This window comes from Aquimarina longa SW024 (genome assembly GCF_001401755.1).
Taxonomy (GTDB): domain Bacteria; phylum Bacteroidota; class Bacteroidia; order Flavobacteriales; family Flavobacteriaceae; genus Aquimarina; species Aquimarina longa.
In genome coordinates this window covers 287230-307630 of sequence record NZ_KQ474101.1, presented here as the reverse complement: position 1 = coordinate 307630, position 20401 = coordinate 287230, and the positions used below count along the sequence as shown (strand labels likewise).

18 protein-coding genes are annotated in these 20401 nt (G+C 32.1%); 10 read left to right on the top strand and 8 right to left on the bottom strand.

Translation table 11 applies throughout. From position 1 onward, the window contains the following. Positions 1–182: 182 nt before the first annotated feature. A complete protein-coding gene (locus N456_RS15660; RefSeq protein ID WP_062059308.1) occupies positions 183–1061 on the bottom strand; it encodes a LysR family transcriptional regulator in 879 nt (292 codons plus the stop codon). Between the two features lie 82 nt (positions 1062–1143). Between N456_RS15660 and hutH the strand changes: the two genes are divergently transcribed. The 9 genes from hutH to N456_RS15615 all read left to right on the top strand — a co-directional run bounded on the left by hutH (position 1144) and on the right by N456_RS15615 (position 12551). Continuing rightward, entirely contained in the window at positions 1144–2724 is a 1581-nt protein-coding gene (hutH, locus tag N456_RS15655) for a histidine ammonia-lyase (protein ID WP_062059305.1), read from the top strand. Positions 2725–2803: 79 nt separating this feature from the next. Beyond that, on the top strand, positions 2804–4051 hold the full coding sequence (gene hutI, locus N456_RS15650) for an imidazolonepropionase (RefSeq protein ID WP_062059302.1): 1248 nt from the start codon (positions 2804–2806) through the stop codon (positions 4049–4051). 57 nt (positions 4052–4108) lie between these two features. Continuing rightward, a complete protein-coding gene (locus tag N456_RS15645; protein WP_062059299.1) occupies positions 4109–6109 on the top strand; it encodes a urocanate hydratase in 2001 nt (666 codons plus the stop codon). 7 nt (positions 6110–6116) lie between these two features. Beyond that, positions 6117–6698, top strand: coding sequence for a HutD/Ves family protein (locus N456_RS15640; RefSeq protein WP_062059296.1), 582 nt, complete (start codon positions 6117–6119; stop codon positions 6696–6698). A 9-nt stretch (positions 6699–6707) separates the two neighbouring features. Then, positions 6708–7514: an N-formylglutamate amidohydrolase gene (locus tag N456_RS15635; protein ID WP_062059292.1), complete on the top strand. Its 807-nt coding sequence runs from the start codon at positions 6708–6710 to the stop codon at positions 7512–7514. A gap of 36 nt (positions 7515–7550) precedes the next feature. Next, the gene (hutF, locus tag N456_RS15630) at positions 7551–8933 is read left to right on the top strand and encodes a formimidoylglutamate deiminase (RefSeq protein ID WP_062059289.1); all 1383 of its coding nucleotides are present in this window, start codon (positions 7551–7553) and stop codon (positions 8931–8933) included. A 499-nt stretch (positions 8934–9432) separates the two neighbouring features. Further along, complete coding sequence (locus N456_RS15625) at positions 9433–9909, top strand: hypothetical protein (protein WP_062059284.1); 477 nt, start codon at positions 9433–9435, stop codon at positions 9907–9909. A 211-nt stretch (positions 9910–10120) separates the two neighbouring features. After that, entirely contained in the window at positions 10121–10312 is a 192-nt protein-coding gene (locus tag N456_RS15620) for a cold-shock protein (RefSeq protein ID WP_062059281.1), read from the top strand. A gap of 352 nt (positions 10313–10664) precedes the next feature. After that, positions 10665–12551 (top strand): ATP-binding protein, encoded by a 1887-nt coding sequence (locus N456_RS15615; RefSeq protein WP_062059278.1) that lies wholly within the window; start codon positions 10665–10667, stop codon positions 12549–12551. A gap of 83 nt (positions 12552–12634) precedes the next feature. Here the strand turns inward: N456_RS15615 and murA are convergent, their stop codons facing one another. The 7 genes from murA to N456_RS15580 all read right to left on the bottom strand — a co-directional run bounded on the left by murA (position 12635) and on the right by N456_RS15580 (position 19660). Then, positions 12635–13948: a UDP-N-acetylglucosamine 1-carboxyvinyltransferase gene (gene murA / locus N456_RS15610; RefSeq protein WP_062059275.1), complete on the bottom strand. Its 1314-nt coding sequence runs from the start codon at positions 13946–13948 to the stop codon at positions 12635–12637. A 50-nt stretch (positions 13949–13998) separates the two neighbouring features. Further along, positions 13999–14658, bottom strand: coding sequence for a DUF4290 domain-containing protein (locus N456_RS15605; protein WP_062059272.1), 660 nt, complete (start codon positions 14656–14658; stop codon positions 13999–14001). Between the two features lie 308 nt (positions 14659–14966). Continuing rightward, positions 14967–15251, bottom strand: a complete 285-nt coding sequence (locus N456_RS15600; protein WP_062059270.1) for a DUF493 family protein — start codon at positions 15249–15251, stop codon at positions 14967–14969. A 102-nt stretch (positions 15252–15353) separates the two neighbouring features. Beyond that, positions 15354–15971 (bottom strand): nucleotidyltransferase family protein, encoded by a 618-nt coding sequence (locus tag N456_RS15595; protein ID WP_062059267.1) that lies wholly within the window; start codon positions 15969–15971, stop codon positions 15354–15356. Then, entirely contained in the window at positions 15952–17016 is a 1065-nt protein-coding gene (locus N456_RS15590) for an XdhC family protein (protein WP_062059264.1), read from the bottom strand. Before N456_RS15590 ends, N456_RS15595 begins: the two co-directional genes overlap by 20 nt. Before the next feature lie 7 nt (positions 17017–17023). Further along, entirely contained in the window at positions 17024–19177 is a 2154-nt protein-coding gene (locus tag N456_RS15585) for a xanthine dehydrogenase family protein molybdopterin-binding subunit (protein WP_062059261.1), read from the bottom strand. A gap of 21 nt (positions 19178–19198) precedes the next feature. After that, positions 19199–19660, bottom strand: a complete 462-nt coding sequence (locus N456_RS15580) for a (2Fe-2S)-binding protein (RefSeq protein ID WP_062059257.1) — start codon at positions 19658–19660, stop codon at positions 19199–19201. Positions 19661–19842: 182 nt separating this feature from the next. On the opposite strand from N456_RS15580, the gene N456_RS15575 reads away from it, so the two are divergent. Then, positions 19843–20400, top strand: coding sequence for an AAA family ATPase (locus N456_RS15575; RefSeq protein ID WP_082422556.1), 558 nt, complete (start codon positions 19843–19845; stop codon positions 20398–20400). Position 20401: the final 1 nt, after the last annotated feature.

The window sequence follows — 20401 nt, the reverse complement described above, 5'->3', positions numbered from 1 at the left end:
CAATAGCTCTTCTAATAAGGTATTAACAAAATGAATGATTAAAAAAGGGAAAATTCCCTTAATTTTTAGAAAAAAGTGCTCAAAAATTAACAACTGCAGTGAACTTATCTTTAGAGATGTTTCCGAAATGTTTTTTTTTGATATCGAAGTAAGAATATAGAAACCATTAAACCATCTAGGGATTAAAGAAACTTCATTATCTTCCATAAGGCAGGATTTCGATTATCTTTTTTCCAAATTACAGAAAGTGTTGCTTTTTGAGATATTTTAGGGATTTCCAAAAATTTCACTCCTAGATCAAATCCATATTGTAATGATGTCGGTACTATAGCCACTCCAAGACCACTTTCTATTAACTTAAATATAGTTTGCGCATGTACCGATTTATGAGAAACCTTAGGAGTAAAACCTTTATCCTCGCATATACTCATAATTCTATCGTAATATAATGAGCTATAATCAGATGAAAATAAAATAAAATTCTCATTAGAAACCTGTGCTACATTCTTAAAACTCTTTTTATCCAAATGATGATCTGTTGGTAAAACTAAAGAAAATGTATCTACATGCACTGTTTTCATTTGTACTCCACTTGGTACTCTAGCAAGCCTAACGAAACCAAGATCTAGTTCATCCTTTTCAATAGCTTCTACCTGAAGGTGATTAGACATTTCCTCTAGACTAAACTTTATATTAGGATACTCCCCATTGACCTTTACTAATAAAGAAGGAATCACAGTTTGTACAGCAGAGCCCAAAAAACCTATTCGAATTTCTCCATCACTCCCCTTATCAATTAACTGAGTTTGTTTTATCGTAGAATCAATATGATTAAAAATATAATCCATTTCCTTTTTAAGATATTCTCCTGCCGCCGTTAAACTTACCTTACGTCTATTTCTTATAAACAACTCTACCTCCATGATCTCTTCCATCTGCTTTATTTGTCTACTTAGCCCTGGTTGCGAAATGAATAACCTATCCGCTGCTTTTCTAAAATGTAACTCCTCTGCTACAGCTAAAAAATAAGCAAAATGTCGAAGTTCTATTTGATAACCCATAGTTATTAGTTAATGATAAAATTAGTATTTCTAATTATTAAAAATAGGTATTAAATTAGTACTAGCAAATAAAAATATATCAATGTCAAATACAATACATCATTTTTCATACGGAGAAGATCATCTTACAGCAGGAATCGCTATTAAAATTGCTCTTGGAGAGATTAAAGGTCTTATCTCCGAAGCTTCTCGAAAGAAAATTAAAAAAAGTAGACAAGTTGTCGAAAATATTGTCGAAAAAGGGCATCCAGTTTATGGTATCAATACTGGTTTTGGACCACTTTGTACTACAAAAATATCTAAAGAAGAAACCAACATTCTACAAAGTAATATTTTACAAAGCCATAGTGTTGGTGTAGGAGAACCTATCGATACAGAAATTGCTAAATTGATGATGATTCTTAAGATCCAGTCGTTATCCAAAGCATATTCTGGTATTGCAGAAGAAACATTAGATAGAATTTTATGGCATATTGATAATGATGCTATCCCAATTGTTCCATGCCAAGGATCTGTAGGTGCTTCTGGAGATTTAGCTCCTTTATCTCATCTCTTTTTGCCACTAATAGGTTTAGGAAAAGTAGTGTATCAAGGAAAAATAATCACTACAGCAGAATTATTTAAGAATACAGGTCTGTCTCCTATAGATTTAGGACCAAAAGAAGGGCTTGCCCTAATCAATGGTACTCAGTTTATCGCCGCACATGCAGTACAGGTAGTTGCTAAATTACATAGTTGCCTATCACAAGCAGATATTATTGGAGCAATGATGATCGAAGGTTTACAGGGGTCTGTTAAACCATTTTTTAATGAGCTACATCAGCTAAGGCCATATAAAGGAAATATACATGTCGCATCTAGAATAAAGTCATTACTCCAAGATTCTGAGATTATGGAAGACCATATCGATTGTGATAGAGTACAAGACCCGTATTCTCTGCGTTGTATGCCTCAGGTACACGGAGCATCCAGAAATGCATGGTTGCATCTCAAAGAACTTCTGGAAATAGAACTAAATTCTGTAACTGATAACCCTATAATTATAAACGAAGAACTTACTATTAGTGGAGGTAGTTTCCATGGACAGCCACTAGCTATGGCTATAGATTACGCATGTTTAGCAGCTTCAGAATTAGGGAATATCTCTGACCGAAGAATATATCTAGCATTAGAAGGAAATTCTCCAGGAGTACCAAAATTATTAATGGAAGATACAGGGATCAACTCTGGATATATGATATTACAATATACAACAGCAGCATTAGCCAGTGAAAACAAAGGATTATGCTTTCCTTCTAGCGCTGATAGTATTCCTACTTCTCTAGGACAAGAAGATCATGTAAGTATGGGATCAATAGGAGGCAGAAAAGCACTTAGAGTAATCGATAATCTCGAAAAAATATTAGCCATTGAATTATTAACAGCCGCCCAAGCATTCGAATTTAGAAAACCCTTAAAATCAGGAGTTATTCTAAACGAGATTCATAAAAAAATACGTGAGGTTGTACCTTTTGCAAATAAAGATCGTGTATTTGCTAATGATATAGAAAAAGGAATCCGTATAATTAAAGATAAGACTATCATCATTGTTGCTAATCAAATAGCTATAAAAGAACAAGTTTCATTAGAAACTAAATTTTCATCAGAACTTGAAACCTACTAAGTAATTACTTTATAATCTAGTACATAGATCACAGTACTATTATAAAAGATCATACTAGAATTTAGAATAAAAAAATACTATGAAAAACTATAAATTGATAGGTCCAATTACCCAACTTATAAGTATGGATAAATCAACCATCAAAGGACCAATAAGAGATGAAGAATTGAGTATCATGAATGATGTTGGAATCTTAATTGAGGATGAAAAAATCCATGCTATAGATACATTTTCAGATATAAAAATAAAAGCTCTACACTTAAATGCTGAGATTATAGAATTGCATGGTCATCATGTATGTTTACCTGGATTTATAGATGCCCATACTCACATTTGCTATTCTGGGTCAAGAGCTAATGATTATGCTATGCGAAATGCTGGAAAATCATATTTAGAAATTGCTGAATCTGGTGGTGGAATCTGGGATACTGTTACTCAAACCAGAAAAGCAAAACAAGAAGAACTTTCTTGTGGTGTTGTAAAAAGAGCCAATACACTATTAAGAATAGGAATTACTACAATAGAAGTAAAAAGCGGATACGGCCTTTCTATTAAAGAAGAACTTAAAATGCTACGTGCTATAAAAACCGCAAATGTAGATACTGAAGCAGACCTAATTACTACTTGTCTTGCAGGACATATATTACCTAAAGATTTTGATGGAGATCACAAAACTTATCTAGAAGAAATCAGTACTACTCTTTTTCCTATTTTAAAAGAAGAAAAACTTACCAAACGTATTGATGCCTTTGTAGAACAAGGAGCATTCTCTACTGATGATATCTATCCCTATTTTGAAAAAGCTGTACTCATGGGATTTGATATCACTGTCCATGCCGATCAGTTTAGTGCAGGAGGTAGTGAAGTTGCTGTAAAAATGAATGCCATTAGTGCCGATCATTTAGAAGCTAGCACAGAAAATGAAATTAAAATGCTTGCTAACAGTGATGTAATTTCGATAGCACTTCCTGGTGCATCTATAGGATTAGGGTGTAGTTTTACCCCTGCCAGAAAAATTCTAGATGCTGGAGGAGCATTAGCAATAGCTAGTGATTGGAATCCCGGTTCAGCACCTATGGGTGATCTGTTAACACAAGCCTGTATTCTTGCTACGTTTGAGAAACTAAGTAATGCAGAAGTTCTTGCTGGGATAACAAATAGAGCAGCAGCAGCACTAAAACTTAATGATAGAGGTAAATTAGCACCAGGTATGTTAGCAGATTTTAACTTGTTTCAAACAGACCATTTTAATGAAATCTTCTACCATCAAGGAAAAATCACTCCATCAAAAGTATGGAAACGAGGTGAATTAGTATACAAGCAATAAAAATAGTAACCCTCTCGGTTGCTTCAAAATCCGTTAGGTCAATAAAAAAAATTAGATATGACTTTCAAAGAACAAATACTTCTAGGTATTCCTAAGATATTACCACCAAAAAAATCTTTAGATTCCGCAATTAGTCGTGCCCCCAAACGAAAACAAATCCTCTCTAATGAAGAGAAAAAATTAGCACTTATAAATGCACTACGATATTTTCCAAAAAACTGGCATACAGAACTTGCTAATGAGTTTTTAGAAGAACTAAATACCTATGGTCGAATATATATGTACAGGTTTATACCCGAATATAAAATATATGCACGATCTATTAATGAATATCCTGCAGTAACAAAGCAAGCTGCAGGAATCATGTTGATGATTCAGAATAATTTGGATAATGCTGTTGCACAGCATCCCTATGAATTAATAACCTATGGAGGTAATGGAGCAGTATTTCAGAACTGGGCACAATATCTCTTAACGATGCAGTACCTAGCATCCATGACTGAAGAACAAACTTTGCACATATATTCTGGGCATCCAATGGGATTATTTCCTTCCTCTAAAGACGCTCCTAGAGTAGTAGTTACCAATGGAATGATGATCCCTAATTATTCCAAGCCCGATGATTGGGAAAAATATAATGCTCTGGGAGTAACACAATATGGACAAATGACCGCTGGAAGTTATATGTATATTGGACCTCAAGGAATTGTACATGGCACTACGATTACTGTAATGAATGCCTTTAGAAAAACATTACAATCTGGTGAAACCCCAGCAGGTAAAATATTCTTAACCTCAGGATTAGGAGGAATGAGTGGTGCTCAACCAAAAGCAGGAAATATTGCTGGATGTATTACTATATGCGCTGAAGTTAATCCTAAAGCTGCTCAAAAAAGATATGAGCAAGGTTGGGTAGATGAAATCATTGAAGACATCAATACGCTAGTAGTTCGGACTAAAAAGGCAATGGATCAAAAAGAAATTGTTTCTATTGCATATCAAGGAAATGTTGTCGATATATGGGAGCGGTTTTATGAAGAAAACATTCATATACAATTAGGATCTGACCAAACCTCTTTACATAACCCTTGGTCAGGAGGATACTACCCTGCCGGAATTAGCTATGATGAAGCAAATACTTTAATCAGTAATGATCCAGACACCTTTAAAAATAAGGTACAAGAATCTTTATGTAGACATGCTGATGCAATTAACAAACATACTACCAGAGGTACTTATTTTTTTGATTATGGAAATGCCTTTTTACTAGAATCATCACGCGCAGGGGCAAATATAATGGCAGAAAACGGTATCGATTTTAAATACCCATCCTATGTACAAGATATTCTAGGACCGATGTGTTTTGATTATGGATTTGGACCTTTTAGATGGGTATGTACTTCAGGAAAACCTGAAGACTTGGATACCACCGATCAGATTGCATTAGAAGTACTAGAATCCATTAAGAAAGTTTCTCCAAAAGAAATTCAACAACAAATGCAAGATAATATCACTTGGATACGAGAAGCAAAACAAAATAAACTCGTTGTAGGATCTCAGGCTCGTATTTTATATGCTGATGCAGAAGGAAGAATAAAAATTGCTGAAGCTTTTAATAAAGCAATAGAGAATGGAAAAATCTCTGCCCCAGTAGTCCTAGGAAGAGATCACCACGATGTAAGTGGTACTGATTCTCCATATCGAGAAACTAGTAATATCTATGATGGTAGTAAATTTACTGCAGATATGGCAATTCATAATGTAATTGGAGATAGTTTTAGAGGAGCTACCTGGGTATCAATACATAATGGCGGTGGCGTTGGCTGGGGAGAAGTAATCAATGGAGGCTTCGGAATGCTTTTAGATGGATCTCCCGAAGCATCAGAAAAATTGGAACGCATGCTGTTTTATGATGTTAATAATGGAATCTCTAGAAGAAGTTGGGCCAGAAATGAAGAAGCTCTATTTGCTATAAAACGAGAAATGGAAAGAACACCACAACTTAAAGTAACATTACCAAACTTAGTTGATGATGAATTATTAGAAAGTTTTATATAAATTCATCATGGAAATTAATAGTATTACATCCAGTCAATTTAAAATCAATACTTGGTCAGGAGGGAAAACAACTCAGTTTTATATATACCCTCCTACTGCAACCTATCAAAAATTAAATTTTGATTTTAGGCTAAGTATGGCTACTGTAGCAATAGAAAATTCTATTTTTACTACATTACCTAATATATCAAGAACATTAATGGTATTAGAGGGCAATATAACTCTTAATCACGAAAATAAATACTCAAAACAATTGGGTAAATTTGATAAGGATGAATTTGAAGGAGGATGGAAAACATCGTGTATAGGAAAGTGTACTGATTTTAATTTAATGACTTCTGGAGATACCAAAGGCACACTAGCCGCTATCAATATTAAACAAAATAAAAACACCCAACATCCCATACATAGTAAATGGGATTGGATATTTATGTATATCTACTCTGGTAAGATCGAGATAGACATAAATACTAAAACTTATAGCCTAAATCAAGGAGACTTATTAGTGATAAACAAACCCGAAAACACTAATATATCTATTAATGCTAGTGAAAATAGTATCTTGATTGTTTCAGAAATAGCAAATTAAAAGAATACTATGAATCTATTTAAAATTAAAAAACCAGAAACCTCTGTAGTACCAATCATTATTAGTGTTCCTCATTCAGGGACAAAATTCCCTTCTGATATAAAAAAACAGTACAAAAAGAGAATGCGCAACCATTTAGATGATACAGACTGGTATGTAGATCGATTGTATGAATTTGCTCCTTCTTTAGGAATTACAGTAATCAAAGCAAATCTAAGTAGATGGGTAATCGATCTTAATAGAGATCCAGAGAGCGTACCTCTTTATAACGATAATAGACTTATTACTAGCAATACTCCAATCACAGATTTTTATGGTAATGCAATTTATAAATCAAAAGATGTAGAACCTGATGAAAATGAAGTAAAAAGGAGATTGAACACCTACTACTGGCCATATTACAAGCAGCTAGAAGAGATGTTAGAAGAAAGGAAAAAGCAATTTGGCACTGTATTACTTTGGGATGCCCATTCTATACGACATAAGGTTAGTACTATCCAAAAAGATCCGTTTCCTGATATGATCTTAGGGAATAACAATGAAAAAACAGCCGATCCTAAATTAATAAAATCAGCATTAGAAGGTTTACAATCAGGGAATTTTAAAATTAATCATAACACTCCTTTTAAAGGAGGGCATATTACTCGCTATTTTGGAAAACCAGAGAATAACATTCATACACTTCAATTAGAGATGAACAAAATCCTCTATATGGATGATAATGAAATTACATATAATAATGATAGAGCAGAAAAAGTGCAACAAGTACTCCTAAATACAATGAAAAACTTAATAGATACGCTTCAGAAAATATAAAAAAACCTCTGAAAATAAAAAATAAACTTAAAACAAATGAAAACCTACCATTTTAAAGGAATACTACAAAACACTGGGTGGAAAGAGAATACAAGTATAACGGTAAACCATAATGGTATAATTACTGACATCTCTTCTTTTGATTCGCAACATAGTCTACCTAATGAGATTACTAATGGTTTTGTGATTCCAGGGTTTCAGAATGCACACTCTCATGCTTTTCAATACGCAATGGCTGGTTTAGCAGAAAGACATGAAGGAGGCACTAATCCTGATGATTTTTGGGGATGGAGAGAAGCCATGTATCAATTAGCATTAAGTATGAATCCCGATCAGATGGAAGCAATAGCAACAATGCTATATGCAGAAATGGTACGTCATGGATATACTAATGTTGCTGAATTTCATTATATACATCATGATAAAAATGGAAAATCATATTCTAATCTTTCAGAAATGGGAAGTCGCCTAATTGCTGCAGCAAAAACTGCAGGAATTGGCATTACTCTTATCCCTATTTTTTATCAAAAAGGAGGTTTTGGAAAAAAACCAAATGATAGGCAAAGAAGATTCATCTCTCCTACTATTGATGAATATTTAAGACTATTAGAATCTAGTAAAGAAGCTTGCAAGAATTATAAACATGCAAATATTGCTATCGGAATTCATTCTATGAGAGGGGTAGCACCCTCAGACATTTCCGAAATAGCAAAATCTGGTCCTCAGGATATCCCTTTTCATATTCATGTATCAGAACAGCTAAAAGAAATAGAAGATTCAATAGCATATCTTGGAAAACGCCCTGTAGAATGGTTATTAGATACTATAGAAATGAATGAACGATTCCATCTAGTACATGCTACACACTTAACTGATAATGAAATTACTGGAATTGCCAAAAGTAAAGCCAATGTAGTACTATGCCCTAGTACAGAAGGTAACTTAGGTGATGGAATATTTCCTTTAAAAAAATACCAAGAAGAAGATGGAAAATGGAGCATCGGAACGGATAGCCATATCGGTATAAATCCTTTAGAAGAATTACGCATCTTAGATTATGGACAACGATTAATATCTCATAAACGAAATATTTACTCCTCTACACAACAAGGAGATTCTGGTATGTATGCCTTAGAAATGGCAACTATTACAGGAAGAAGAGCTATGAATAATTTCAATACTGATTTTTTTAAAGTGGGAGAACTATTAAATGCTTCAGTTATCGACGCTAGCTCACCTCTAATAACAACTTCGTCTGTAAAAAATTTAGCTTCTACAATTGTATATTCTGGTAATCTAGATATACAACTAGGAACAATTGTCCAAGGCAAAATGATTACTAGTTCTGGGAATTATGAAAAATACCAAACTATTAAAGAAAAATTTATAAAAACTATGAATGAATTAAAAAATAGGTAAATCAAAAATTTTAGACTAAGCCTAGTCCGAATATGAAATAAAAAGATACTATAGTGTAACATAAAAAAAAGGGATTATATTTTATAATCCCTTCATTTAGATTTAAAAAAAACAAATTCCCAAAATTTGTTATATCTCAACTACTTACGCATAGCATAACTAGAAGCTTTAGGTAGTTCTCTTAAAAAACTTATAATACTTTTAAAATTAAGCCCGAAAGTGAAATAAAAATTGTCCATAATTGTGTGTATTAAGGTTAACTCTCACTAATATAGCAAGTTATCAACAATAAATAAAATATTTTGCTTGTTTATTGTTAATAATCTGTTGAAAACACAATTTTTTAAGACAAAATACACAATCAATCCTAATTATTTATTTATAAAGAATATATAACTGTTTTTTTTTATGAAATTGAACATTAACTATTTTAAAAACTAAACTTTTATTATTTATTTTAAAATTTAAGTGAATTCTTACTTTTACTTAAATTGCACTTATGAAAACTGCCTCTGTAAAAGAACTTAAAACTGAATTAGGAGATTGCTCACATCAAGAGCTAATAGAACTGTGCTTGCGTTTATCTCGCTTTAAAAAAGAAAACAAAGAATTACTTACTTATTTATTATTTGACTCTACTAATGAAGATGAGTTTATAAAAACTATAAAAAGAGAAATTGATGAAGAATTTGAATCCATCAATATAACATCTTATTATTTTATTAAAAAGAGTATTCGTAAAATTTTACGTAATATCAAGAAGTATATCAGATACTCAAAAAATAAGGAAACCGAAATAGAATTAATACTTCACTTCTGTAGTAAATTAAACTGTTTCGCTCCTTCAATACATGATAATAATGTTCTTAAAAACATATATAATAGAGAAATAGTAGCTATTAAAAAAAAGATAATTTTAGTACATGAAGATCTACAACATGACTATCAATTAGAGTTACAAAAACTATCTTCTTAAGATCTTGTTCTACTAAACATACTTTTTTTTACCCTATATAACACGATTGCTAAATGATCTTGATAAAAAACACTTATCAATATTTTATGCTTTTATTCAGCAATAAACGTTTAAATTTTGTGTTTAATCAATAAAGTAAAAACAACTTAACAGTAATCATATGGATATTTGATATATCTTTGAGTCATATTAACTAATTTAAATTTTAACAATGAATAAAGGAACAGTAAAATTCTTCAACGATGCTAAAGGATTTGGTTTTATCACTGAAGAAGATTCTAACAAAGAACATTTTGTGCACATCTCAGGGCTAATCGATGAGATTCGAGAAGGAGATGCAGTTGCATTTGATTTGCAAGAAGGAAAAAAAGGATTAAATGCAGTAAATGTAAAAGTACTTTAACAGATACTCTATTTATTTTTTTATCATATAAGACCTGTCCAAAACGACAGGTCTTTTTTAAGTTTTATGAAGAGGTATAAAACAAAAAAGTAATTATCTATAGCTATTGTATACACAAACAACAAAACTCTACTGATTACCATATCAATAGATCGTTTTTCGATTATAATTCTTCTTAAAAATAATTTATGACTAGAATTTTATTTTTCTCTAAAACTTTTTAAACATTAATTTACTCTTAAAAGTTTTTTACGGTAAAATTATAGGTAAAATTTCACAATTGTTCGTAGCTTTAAGGCACTTAAAAACATCTCATATATTATAACGAATCTAAAAGCATTAATTAAATACAATGTTAGAATCTATGGATGCATCTATATTTTATCAAATCTTAATTTTTCTATTTCAAGGTTTTGTCATTACTTTTTTAATATTGCTCCTGTTTCGTTTACGAACAATAATAGGTTTAGGTGTGTTATTCACATCTATGGGGCTATTTCAATTTGTGCAATTTTTTATGGCAAGTACGCTCTATTTTGAAATATCAGACACTATTGTTGTTTCTCCTGGTTCATCTGTTTTATTCTCTGCGACACTTTTTGTAATATTAATAACTTATATTAAAGAAGGTGCTATTACTACTAGAAAATTAATTTATGCATTAATTATAGCTAATATCGTATTATGTTTTCTCTTACTCTGTTTTAGAATCAATATCGAAGGTGCATATAGTTATAATCCGTTTAATGTTTCTACTGAATTCTTTTTAACTAATATTTTTGTACTATCTATAGGAATTATTATCCTCTACCTTGATGCTATATTGGTTATCTTTTTATATGAATTTATTTCAAAACATACTGCAAATTTATTTTTCAGAATAGTATTTACTATGCTACTCGTATTGAGTTTTGATGCCATATTTTTTACGTTAGGTTCTTTCTGGCATTTCGAAAATTTACAGAAGATTTTATACTCAGGGATACTATCTAAAACTTTTATGGGATTTTTCTATAGTATTCTGTTTACCCTCTATTTAAAGTATTTTGAAAAAGAGGAATACCAAACCAATTATGCAACTATCAAAGATATTTTTCATTCTCTTTCCTATAAACAAAAATTTGAAGTAGCCGAAAAAGCAGTTCTACTAACAAAAAGTAGATATAAGACATTAACTGATTTAGTACCTGTCGGAATTTTTATAACTAGTGCTGATGGGAAAACCATATTTGTAAATCCAAAATGGTCTACAATTTCTGGATTATCACAAGAAGAAGCTTTAAATGATGGATGGCTTAATGCCATTCATCCTAAAGATCGTAAAAAGTTAAAACATGGCTGGTATAGTAATACAAATAAAAGAAAAACTTCTGATGCAGAATATCGGTTCATCAGACCAGATGGCACAATTACATGGGTATTAGGAAGAGTCATTCCAGAATATAATGACAAAAATCAAATTACTGGCTACATAGGTACTATTACTGATATAACAAAAATCAAATTATATGAACTCGAATTAAGTTTTTTAAAAGAAAAAGCTGAAGAAAGTGATCAGCTTAAATCTGCTTTTTTAGCAAATATGAGTCATGAAATTCGAACTCCTATGAATGGGATATTAGGTCTTGCTGAACTTTTAAATGAACCTCAGCTTAATGGAGATGAACGACAACTTTATTTAAATCTTATTAAAGAAAGTGGAGAACGAATGCTGACTATCATTAAAGATATTATTGATATTTCACAAATAGCAACTAATCAAGTTACTATTTCTGTTGATAAAGTAAATATTAATAAACAAACAGAATATCTATTTGATTTTTTTAAGCCTCAGACAGATAAAAAACATATCATACTCTCTTTATCTAACGGTTTATGCGAAAAAGATGCAATTATTAATACCGACAAAGAAAAATTTAATACTATCTTATCTTGCTTGATTAAAAACTCTATTAAATACACTAATGAAGGTGGTATCGAATTTGGATATCAAAAAGAGAATGATAATATACAATTTTATGTCAAAGATACAGGTATGGGCATTGATAAAAATAGACAGAAAGCTATTTTTGAACGATTTGTACAAGCTGATTTAGAGGTTAGATATGCATCAGAAGGAGCAGGTATTGGGTTATCGATTGCTAAAGCTTATGTAGAAATACTTAAGGGAGAAATTTGGCTTGATAGTAAAAAAGGTAAAGGATCTACATTTTATTTTACTATCCCATATACTAAGTGATACATTCTTACCTAAACAAAATAACATCCCTATAAAATATAGAGATGTTATTTATCATAGTTATTACATTATATCTTTTTTCTTTACTCTATTCTAATAATTTTAGCTCCAATTGCTCTAAGGCGTTCATCGATGTTTTCATATCCACGATCAATTTGTTCTATATTATGGATCACAGAAGTTCCTTTAGCACTTAATGCCGCTATCAATAAAGATATTCCTGCTCTAATATCTGGTGATACCATAGTAGTAGCTTTTAATATAGACTGAAAATCATGACCTATGATTGTTGCTCTATGGGGATCACATAGGATAATTTTTGCTCCCATATCAATTAGTTTATCCACAAAAAACAAACGGCTTTCAAACATTTTCTGATGTACCATTACCTCTCCTCTAGCTTGTGTTGCCACAACTAATACAATACTAAGTAAATCTGGTGTAAATCCTGGCCAAGGAGCATCAGCAATAGTCATAAACGAACCATCTATATAGCTTTCTATTTGATATCCGTCTTTATGAGCCGGTATATGTATATCATCTCCTATCTGTTCTAATGTAATTCCTAATTTCCTAAAAGTATTTGGAATCACTCCAAGGTTTTCCCAACTTACATTCTTAATCGTAATCTCACTTTTAGTCATTGCTGCTAATCCAATCCAAGATCCAATCTCAATCATATCAGGCAATACGCTATGATCGCATCCATTTAAAACCTCAACGCCGTCAATCACTAATAAATTAGAACCGACTCCTGAGATTTTTGCTCCCATAGTATTAAGCATCTTACATAATTGTTGTAAGTAAGGTTCGCACGCTGCATTATAGATCGTAGTTGTCCCTTTAGCAAGTACTGCTGCCATTACAATATTCGCCGTACCGGTTACTGATGCTTCATCTAATAACATATAGGTACCTGTTAAACCTTCTGGGGCTTCTACACCATAAAAACGTTCTTCTTTATTATATCTAAATTTTGCTCCAAGATTAATAAATCCCTCAAAATGAGTATCTAAACGTCTCCTCCCTATTTTATCTCCTCCAGGGCGAGGGATATAACCTTTTCCAAATCTAGCTAGCAATGGTCCTACAATCATTATAGAACCTCTAAGTCCACTTCCTTCTTTCTTAAACTGTTCACTCTCCAAATAATTAAGGTTAAGTTCATCACTCTTAAAAGAATATTTCCCTTTTCCTAGTTTCTGAATCTTAACACCCAAATTTCTCAGAATATCGATCAATTTATTAACATCTCGAATATCAGGTATATTAGTGATTGTAACTTTTTCTGAAGTTAATAATACTGCACAAAGAATTTGAAGAGCTTCGTTTTTAGCACCTTGAGGTGTTATTTCTCCCTTAAGCTGATGCCCTCCTTCTATCTGAAAAGTACCCATGTAATAGTTAATAATTAGTGGTTAGTAAATTGTAGTTTATTGAGGATTAATCAATAACGTTTTTTACCGCGATTGTTGGTTCGGTAATTCTTTTTACCTCCGTTTGTCGCTGTAGATGTAGAATATTTTTTCTTTTTTGCTCTCATCAGATTTGAAGAATCCATAAGATCTTCATCACTTCCTTTTAGATTAATCTTACCATCACTTAATTCATAAAGGTGATTAAAAATAGCACTATCCTCTACTGTATCTTTATTCCAGTTTAAATAACACTTTTTCATATGATTAGCAATAGTTAATGTAAGAGCATTTTTTAACTCTCCATCTTCCCAACTATTGGCAACATCAACCATTCTCTTAATATTATTTCCATAAAAACGATATTTTGGAAAATTCTGAGGATATGCAAGCGGTTCTGGTCTTTCTTGTAATTTTTCTTTAGTCAATACCGGAAAAGGAGTGTCAACATCTAGTTTAAAATCACTCATTATAAATAACTGATCCCATAACTTATGCTGAAACTCTGGTACATCTCTTAAATGCGGTTGTAAATTACCCATAACTGCGATGATAGATTTAGCAACTTTATTACGTTCTTCTCTATCTTCAATAGCAACGGTATGGTTGATCATTTTCTGTAAGTGACGACCATACTCCGGAATAATGAGCTTTTCGCGCTCAGTATTGTATTCTATATTATATATATCCATAAAATGTATGTAAAAATTGTGTAGCGATAATTCAAAGAATCAATATGTAAAGGGCTGTCAGAAAAAGTTTTTTGAAGACTCTTTAGTTGTAATGTGTATGCAAAACTGTAATAAATTCAGTTTGATAATCAATTACTCTTTTTGAATTATTCTATAATTTATGCGCAAAATACTAAAATAAAATAAGTAAGCTATGATCATTACTATATTTATTTGTTAACTACAATATCTATTTATGAGACTTTAAGCTAATTAAAAGGTTATAATTATAAAATTTAAGATCTTTCTCACTAAAAAATACAATGAAATTATAACGAAATTACTCCTTCTACTTGAGTAGTTATTTCTTTATATTTTAAAATAACATGGTCTGGATTTTTCATTCTTACATTAATAGATACACTTGTGTATTTTCCATTTTTGGATTGTTTTGTATGAATTACAGCGCCTAAATTATCAAAAATAGTTTCGATTTGTTTAATTTTGGTGGTATCAGTAGGTACAATAAATTTGTATAAGTATGCAGATGGCCAAATAGACGTTTCTTCTAATTGTCCTTTTAATTTTTGATAAAACTCTTCTGGGTCTTTCATATCCTCTGTTTAAACAAAATTTGGACTCAAAGATACGAGTTCTGTTTTAATAAAACGAAACTAACATGAGCCTAGATTTATATGAATACTCCCACTCTTTTTTTAAGAAGAAAAATTAGTATTCAATACGCTATGGTATTCTTCTATTGTATCTATATCCAAACCTTTATCAGCTACTGAAATTGTTTTTACTATCGTACTATTTTCTTTGATAATATATCGTGCTCCATAATCAGCCTTTAACTCTGTTAATTCATCAAAATATGTTATAGGTATCATCGCAGGGACTCCTACTCGTTCTCCAAGAGCTGTAGCAACAATAATAGTATTAGAATGATTACAAAATTGAGTAATCATCGAAGCATAATGTACCGCTCCTAATAAGGGTTGATCTACTAATGAAATCAAAACTACATCGTATTGTAAATCATCTTTTAAAATTCCCTGTATTCCACAACGTATTGTAGATCCCATGCCAGATTGCCAATCTATATTTTTAAAAATCGTTATCGGAAAATGATTCACTTCTTTGTATATAGCATCATAATATGCTCCTAAAACTACATAAACTGAAGTATCTTTTATCAGTAGTGCTTGTTCTATAGCGTATCCAATCATAGTGGTATCTCCCCATGGCAATAGTTGCTTTGGTTCTCTCATTCTAGTTGAAGAACCTGCAGCAAGGATCAAATGTGCTATTTTAGGCTTTTTTGGCGGCAACACTTTCTTTTTTTAACTTAGGAACAATATCATGGATAGCTCCTTTCTTTTCATATAATGGTATAGGATCTTGCCCTCTTATAACCGATAGAATTTCTGCAATAATAGAAATAGCAATTTCCTGCGGAGTTTCTGATCCTAAATTTAATCCTGCGGGACCATGTACCGAATCTAAAAACGATTCAGATACCTCTGGGAAATATTCTATAAGAGCAGAAAGCAATTTTTCTCTACGCTTTGCAGGACCAAGAAGCCCTACATATAATGGACTGGTTTCTCTTATAGCTTGAAGATACAGCATATCTTTAGCAAAATTATGAGACATCAGTATAATTGCTGTTTGATCATCTACATCAATACTATTACTATTTAAATCTTCGGGTGAGCTATGTATCATTTCTTTTGCTCCAGGAAAATCTTCTAATCGATTAGGTGTTGTAGGAGATCCTATCACAATAACCTCCCATCCCGTTACTGACGCCAACTGGCATAATACTGTAGCATCATGTTCTGTTCCTATAATTATTAGTCTAAAACAAGGTTGTATTTCTCTTTTAAAATTAGTTAAAGTAGTATCAAATTCATTTTGTTGAGAAAAAGAAAATATAAGTTCTTTATTAAACTGAATTACAGATCCCATATTAGACGTTCTTCCTTCTTCTTTTGAATACCATGATTTAATTTCAAATGGTATTCTACGGTTTAGATATTCCTGTATTGTAACTATTCCTGCATCATTAATCTCAAAAATTTCAATCAATATATATAATACTCCCTCACATCCTAACCTATATTTACCATCGTAAATCATCATTCTTGATTCTCCTGATGCGAATACATGCTGTGCCTGACGTAGTATTTCTTTCTCAACACACCCTCCACTGACAGCTCCTACCATTTTTCCATTTTGAAGTAGTAACATTCCTACCCCTGGTCTTCTGTAAGAAGAACCTTCTACATCTACTACAGTAGCCATAACAGCAGGTATCCCTATTTGTCTGGCTTTACCATAAGATGTAATTATTTCTTTGAATTCGTGTGTCATATAGATGTTACCCTAATAATTCTTTGGCTTTTATATGTTTAATAAACGGTTGCTTATACAATCGTATCCCTTTGGATGCTTTAATTGCATTAGCTACAGCTGCTCCTGCTGGAGGCAAAGTGGGTTCTCCTAATCCTGTTGGAGCAATATTACTTTCTATAAAATGAGTTTCGACTATTGGAGTTTCATTAATTCGTATTAAACGATAGGTATCAAAATTTTTGTCTTGTGGTTCCCCATCTGTAAATGAAAAATCTCCATACATCGCATGTCCTACTCCATCAATAATACCTCCTTCGATCTGATTTTTGGCTCCTAGTGGATTAACCACAATCCCACAATCCACCACACAGGTAATTTTTTTAACTACAGGCATATCATCCTCTACTATTACATCTGCTACTTCGGCTACATGTGTATTATGGCAATAGTATGCACTAAACCCTTGATATACTCCTTCTTTTGTATTTTTCCACCCAGATTTATCAACAGCTACTTTGATTACATTCTCTAATCGTTCAGGAGAGTATTGAATCTTTTCATCAGTAGTTCCTTTAACTTTTTGAAGTAAATCTAAACGTAATTGAATACAGTCTACCTCTATCAATTCTGCCAATTCATCAAAGAAACTTTGTTCAGCAAAAGATAAAAAATTAGTATATGGAGCTCTCCATGCTCCTGTTGTTATCTCACTTTGATAACTTGCCACATCTACTTGGTAATTTTTAATCGCACCTGCCGGGAAAAAATTTGGAATCAACCCATACATATTTGAGTTAATAGAGGCTTCTTTAAGGTGATATCCAGTGATCTCTCCTTCTTTTATAGCTGCACTAATTTTATATTTTATAGCTGGTCGATATATTCCTGCAGACATATCATCTTCTCTAGAGTATACTACTTTTACAGGGGCTTTAGCTATACTTGATATTTCTGCTGCTTCTAAGGCAAAATCTCCATATAAGCGTCTACCAAACCCTCCTCCCATTCTAGTCATCTCTACAGAAACACTATCTGGGTCTCGACCTAATAATTGTGCAACTCTACGTGCCGTACCCGCAGGTGTCTGTATGGGGCCTACCAGACGAACTTTCTCTGCTGTAACATCTGCAAAGAAATTCATAGGTTCCATACAATTATGGGGTAAAAATGGAGATTCATATATTCTTTCTATCACTTGATCTGCTTCTGCAAATGCTTTTTTAACATCTCCATCTGCACGTAATGTGTTAAATTCTTGTCCATTAAGAAGATTAATCAATATTTTATCATGATCTTCTGTATTTTCTAGTTTAGAATCAGATGTCCAGTTTGCTTTTAAAGCTTTTTTTCCTTTCATTGCTGTCCAAGTATCTTTTGCCAAGACCGCAATCTTATCTCCAAACTTAACTACATCTTTCACTCCTGAAATAGCTTTTACCGAAGTATCATCAAAATCTATCAGTTTTTTTCCAAAAGCTGGAGGTCTTAGTACTGATGCATACAGCATCATTTCTTCTTTATAATCCATTCCGTAGAGTGATTTTCCTGTAATAATTTTATCGATATCTACATTAGGAATATCTTTCCCTATAATCTTAAATTCTTTAGGGTTTTTAAGTACTATTTTTTCTGGTATAGGAAGCGTTACTGCTTCTTTAACTACTTCGCCATATCCTAGTTTATCTCCATTACTATTAATTATAACCCCATTTTCTGTCTTACATTCTGATGCACTTACTCCCCATTTGTTTGCTGCCGCATTAATCAACATTTGTCTGGCGGTAGCTCCTGTTTGGCGTAACGGTTCCCAACCTTGCCTAAGAGATTGGCTTCCTCCAGCTACTTGCCTAGTAAAATTCTTAGTATCTAATGCCCCTTGAGCTACAATAACATTATTCCACGACACATCTAATTCCTCTGCTATAAGCATTGGCATAGAAGTCTTAACACCTTGCCCTATTTCTGGATTAGGAGAAAAAATAGTTACCATACCATTATCTGCTATCTTGATAAAGGCATTAAAATCATTAAAATTTAATTGAGAAATATCAACAGGTGGTACCGTTTCAGGTTTACATGCCTGAAATAAATTAAACCCTATTAACATTCCACCACCAACTAATGCTGATGTTTTTATAAATGACCTTCTACTGAATGAAGGTGATATATTTTTTTTCATGTGTTCAAAAATTTATATGGGTTAACTCATTTTACTGGCGGCTACTTCCACTGCTTTTTCTATTCTATTATATGCAGCACATCTACAAATGTTACCACTCATTGCATTTCTAATCTCTATCTTATTTGGATTCTTATTTTGTTTAATAAAAGCAACTGCAGACATCATTTGACCTGCCTGACAATATCCACATTGTGGCACATCTACTTCTTTCCAAGCTTGCTGAACAGGATGTGAAGCATCCTCAGATAAGCCTTCGATTGTAGTTATTTCCATGTTTTTTACCATAGAAACCTGAAGTAAACAACTTCTAGTAGCAGAACCATCTAAATGTATAGTACATGCACCACATTGACCAATACCACAGCCAAATTTAGTACCAACCATGTCGAGGTGATCTCTTAACACCCACAGAAGAGGTGTATCCTGATCTACCTCAACAGTATGAGATTGACCATTAACTTTTAAATTATAAACTGGCATGACTTTTATGTTTTTAAAGATTTGTTTTTAACTAGTCTAAATAAAGCAATCATGTATCGATTGCTAATAAAGTTAGCAAAAAAAATATTTTCTTACTTCAATTTTAACAGACCTTTATACTTCTAGTAATATGATTTTCAAAATCCTTTTATAATTCCGAGATTTGCATCAAAACTATTCCTTTGATAAATAAAAGAATTGTAATCACCGGAGGACCAGGAACAGGAAAAACCTCGGTCATCAATAAAATTGAAGAAGCAAATTTTTTCTGTTTTCATGAGATTATACGAAGTATGACTCAGGAAGCTCAGAAAAGCAATGACTGTACCCCTATTGTTTCTAACCCAATAATATCTGTATCTGATCCTTATCAGTTTAATACACAAATTCTAAATGGTAGAATCAATCAGTTTAAAGAAGCGGCATTCAAAAGAAAAGAAATTACATTTTATGACAGAGGTATCCCAGATGTGCTAGCATATATGAATTATTTTAATCAATCTTATGACAACCAATTTATAACTGCTTGTAAAGATCATACATATGATCAAGTTTTTTTATTACCTCCATGGGAAGATATATATGTATCTGATGATGAACGATATGAAAGTTTTGAACAAGCAAAAGAAATTCATCATCACTTATTAGAGATTTATACTGAATTTGAATACAAATGCATAGAAGTTCCTTTTGGAACTATAAAAGAACGCTATGATTTTATTTTTAAAAATATAAAATGAT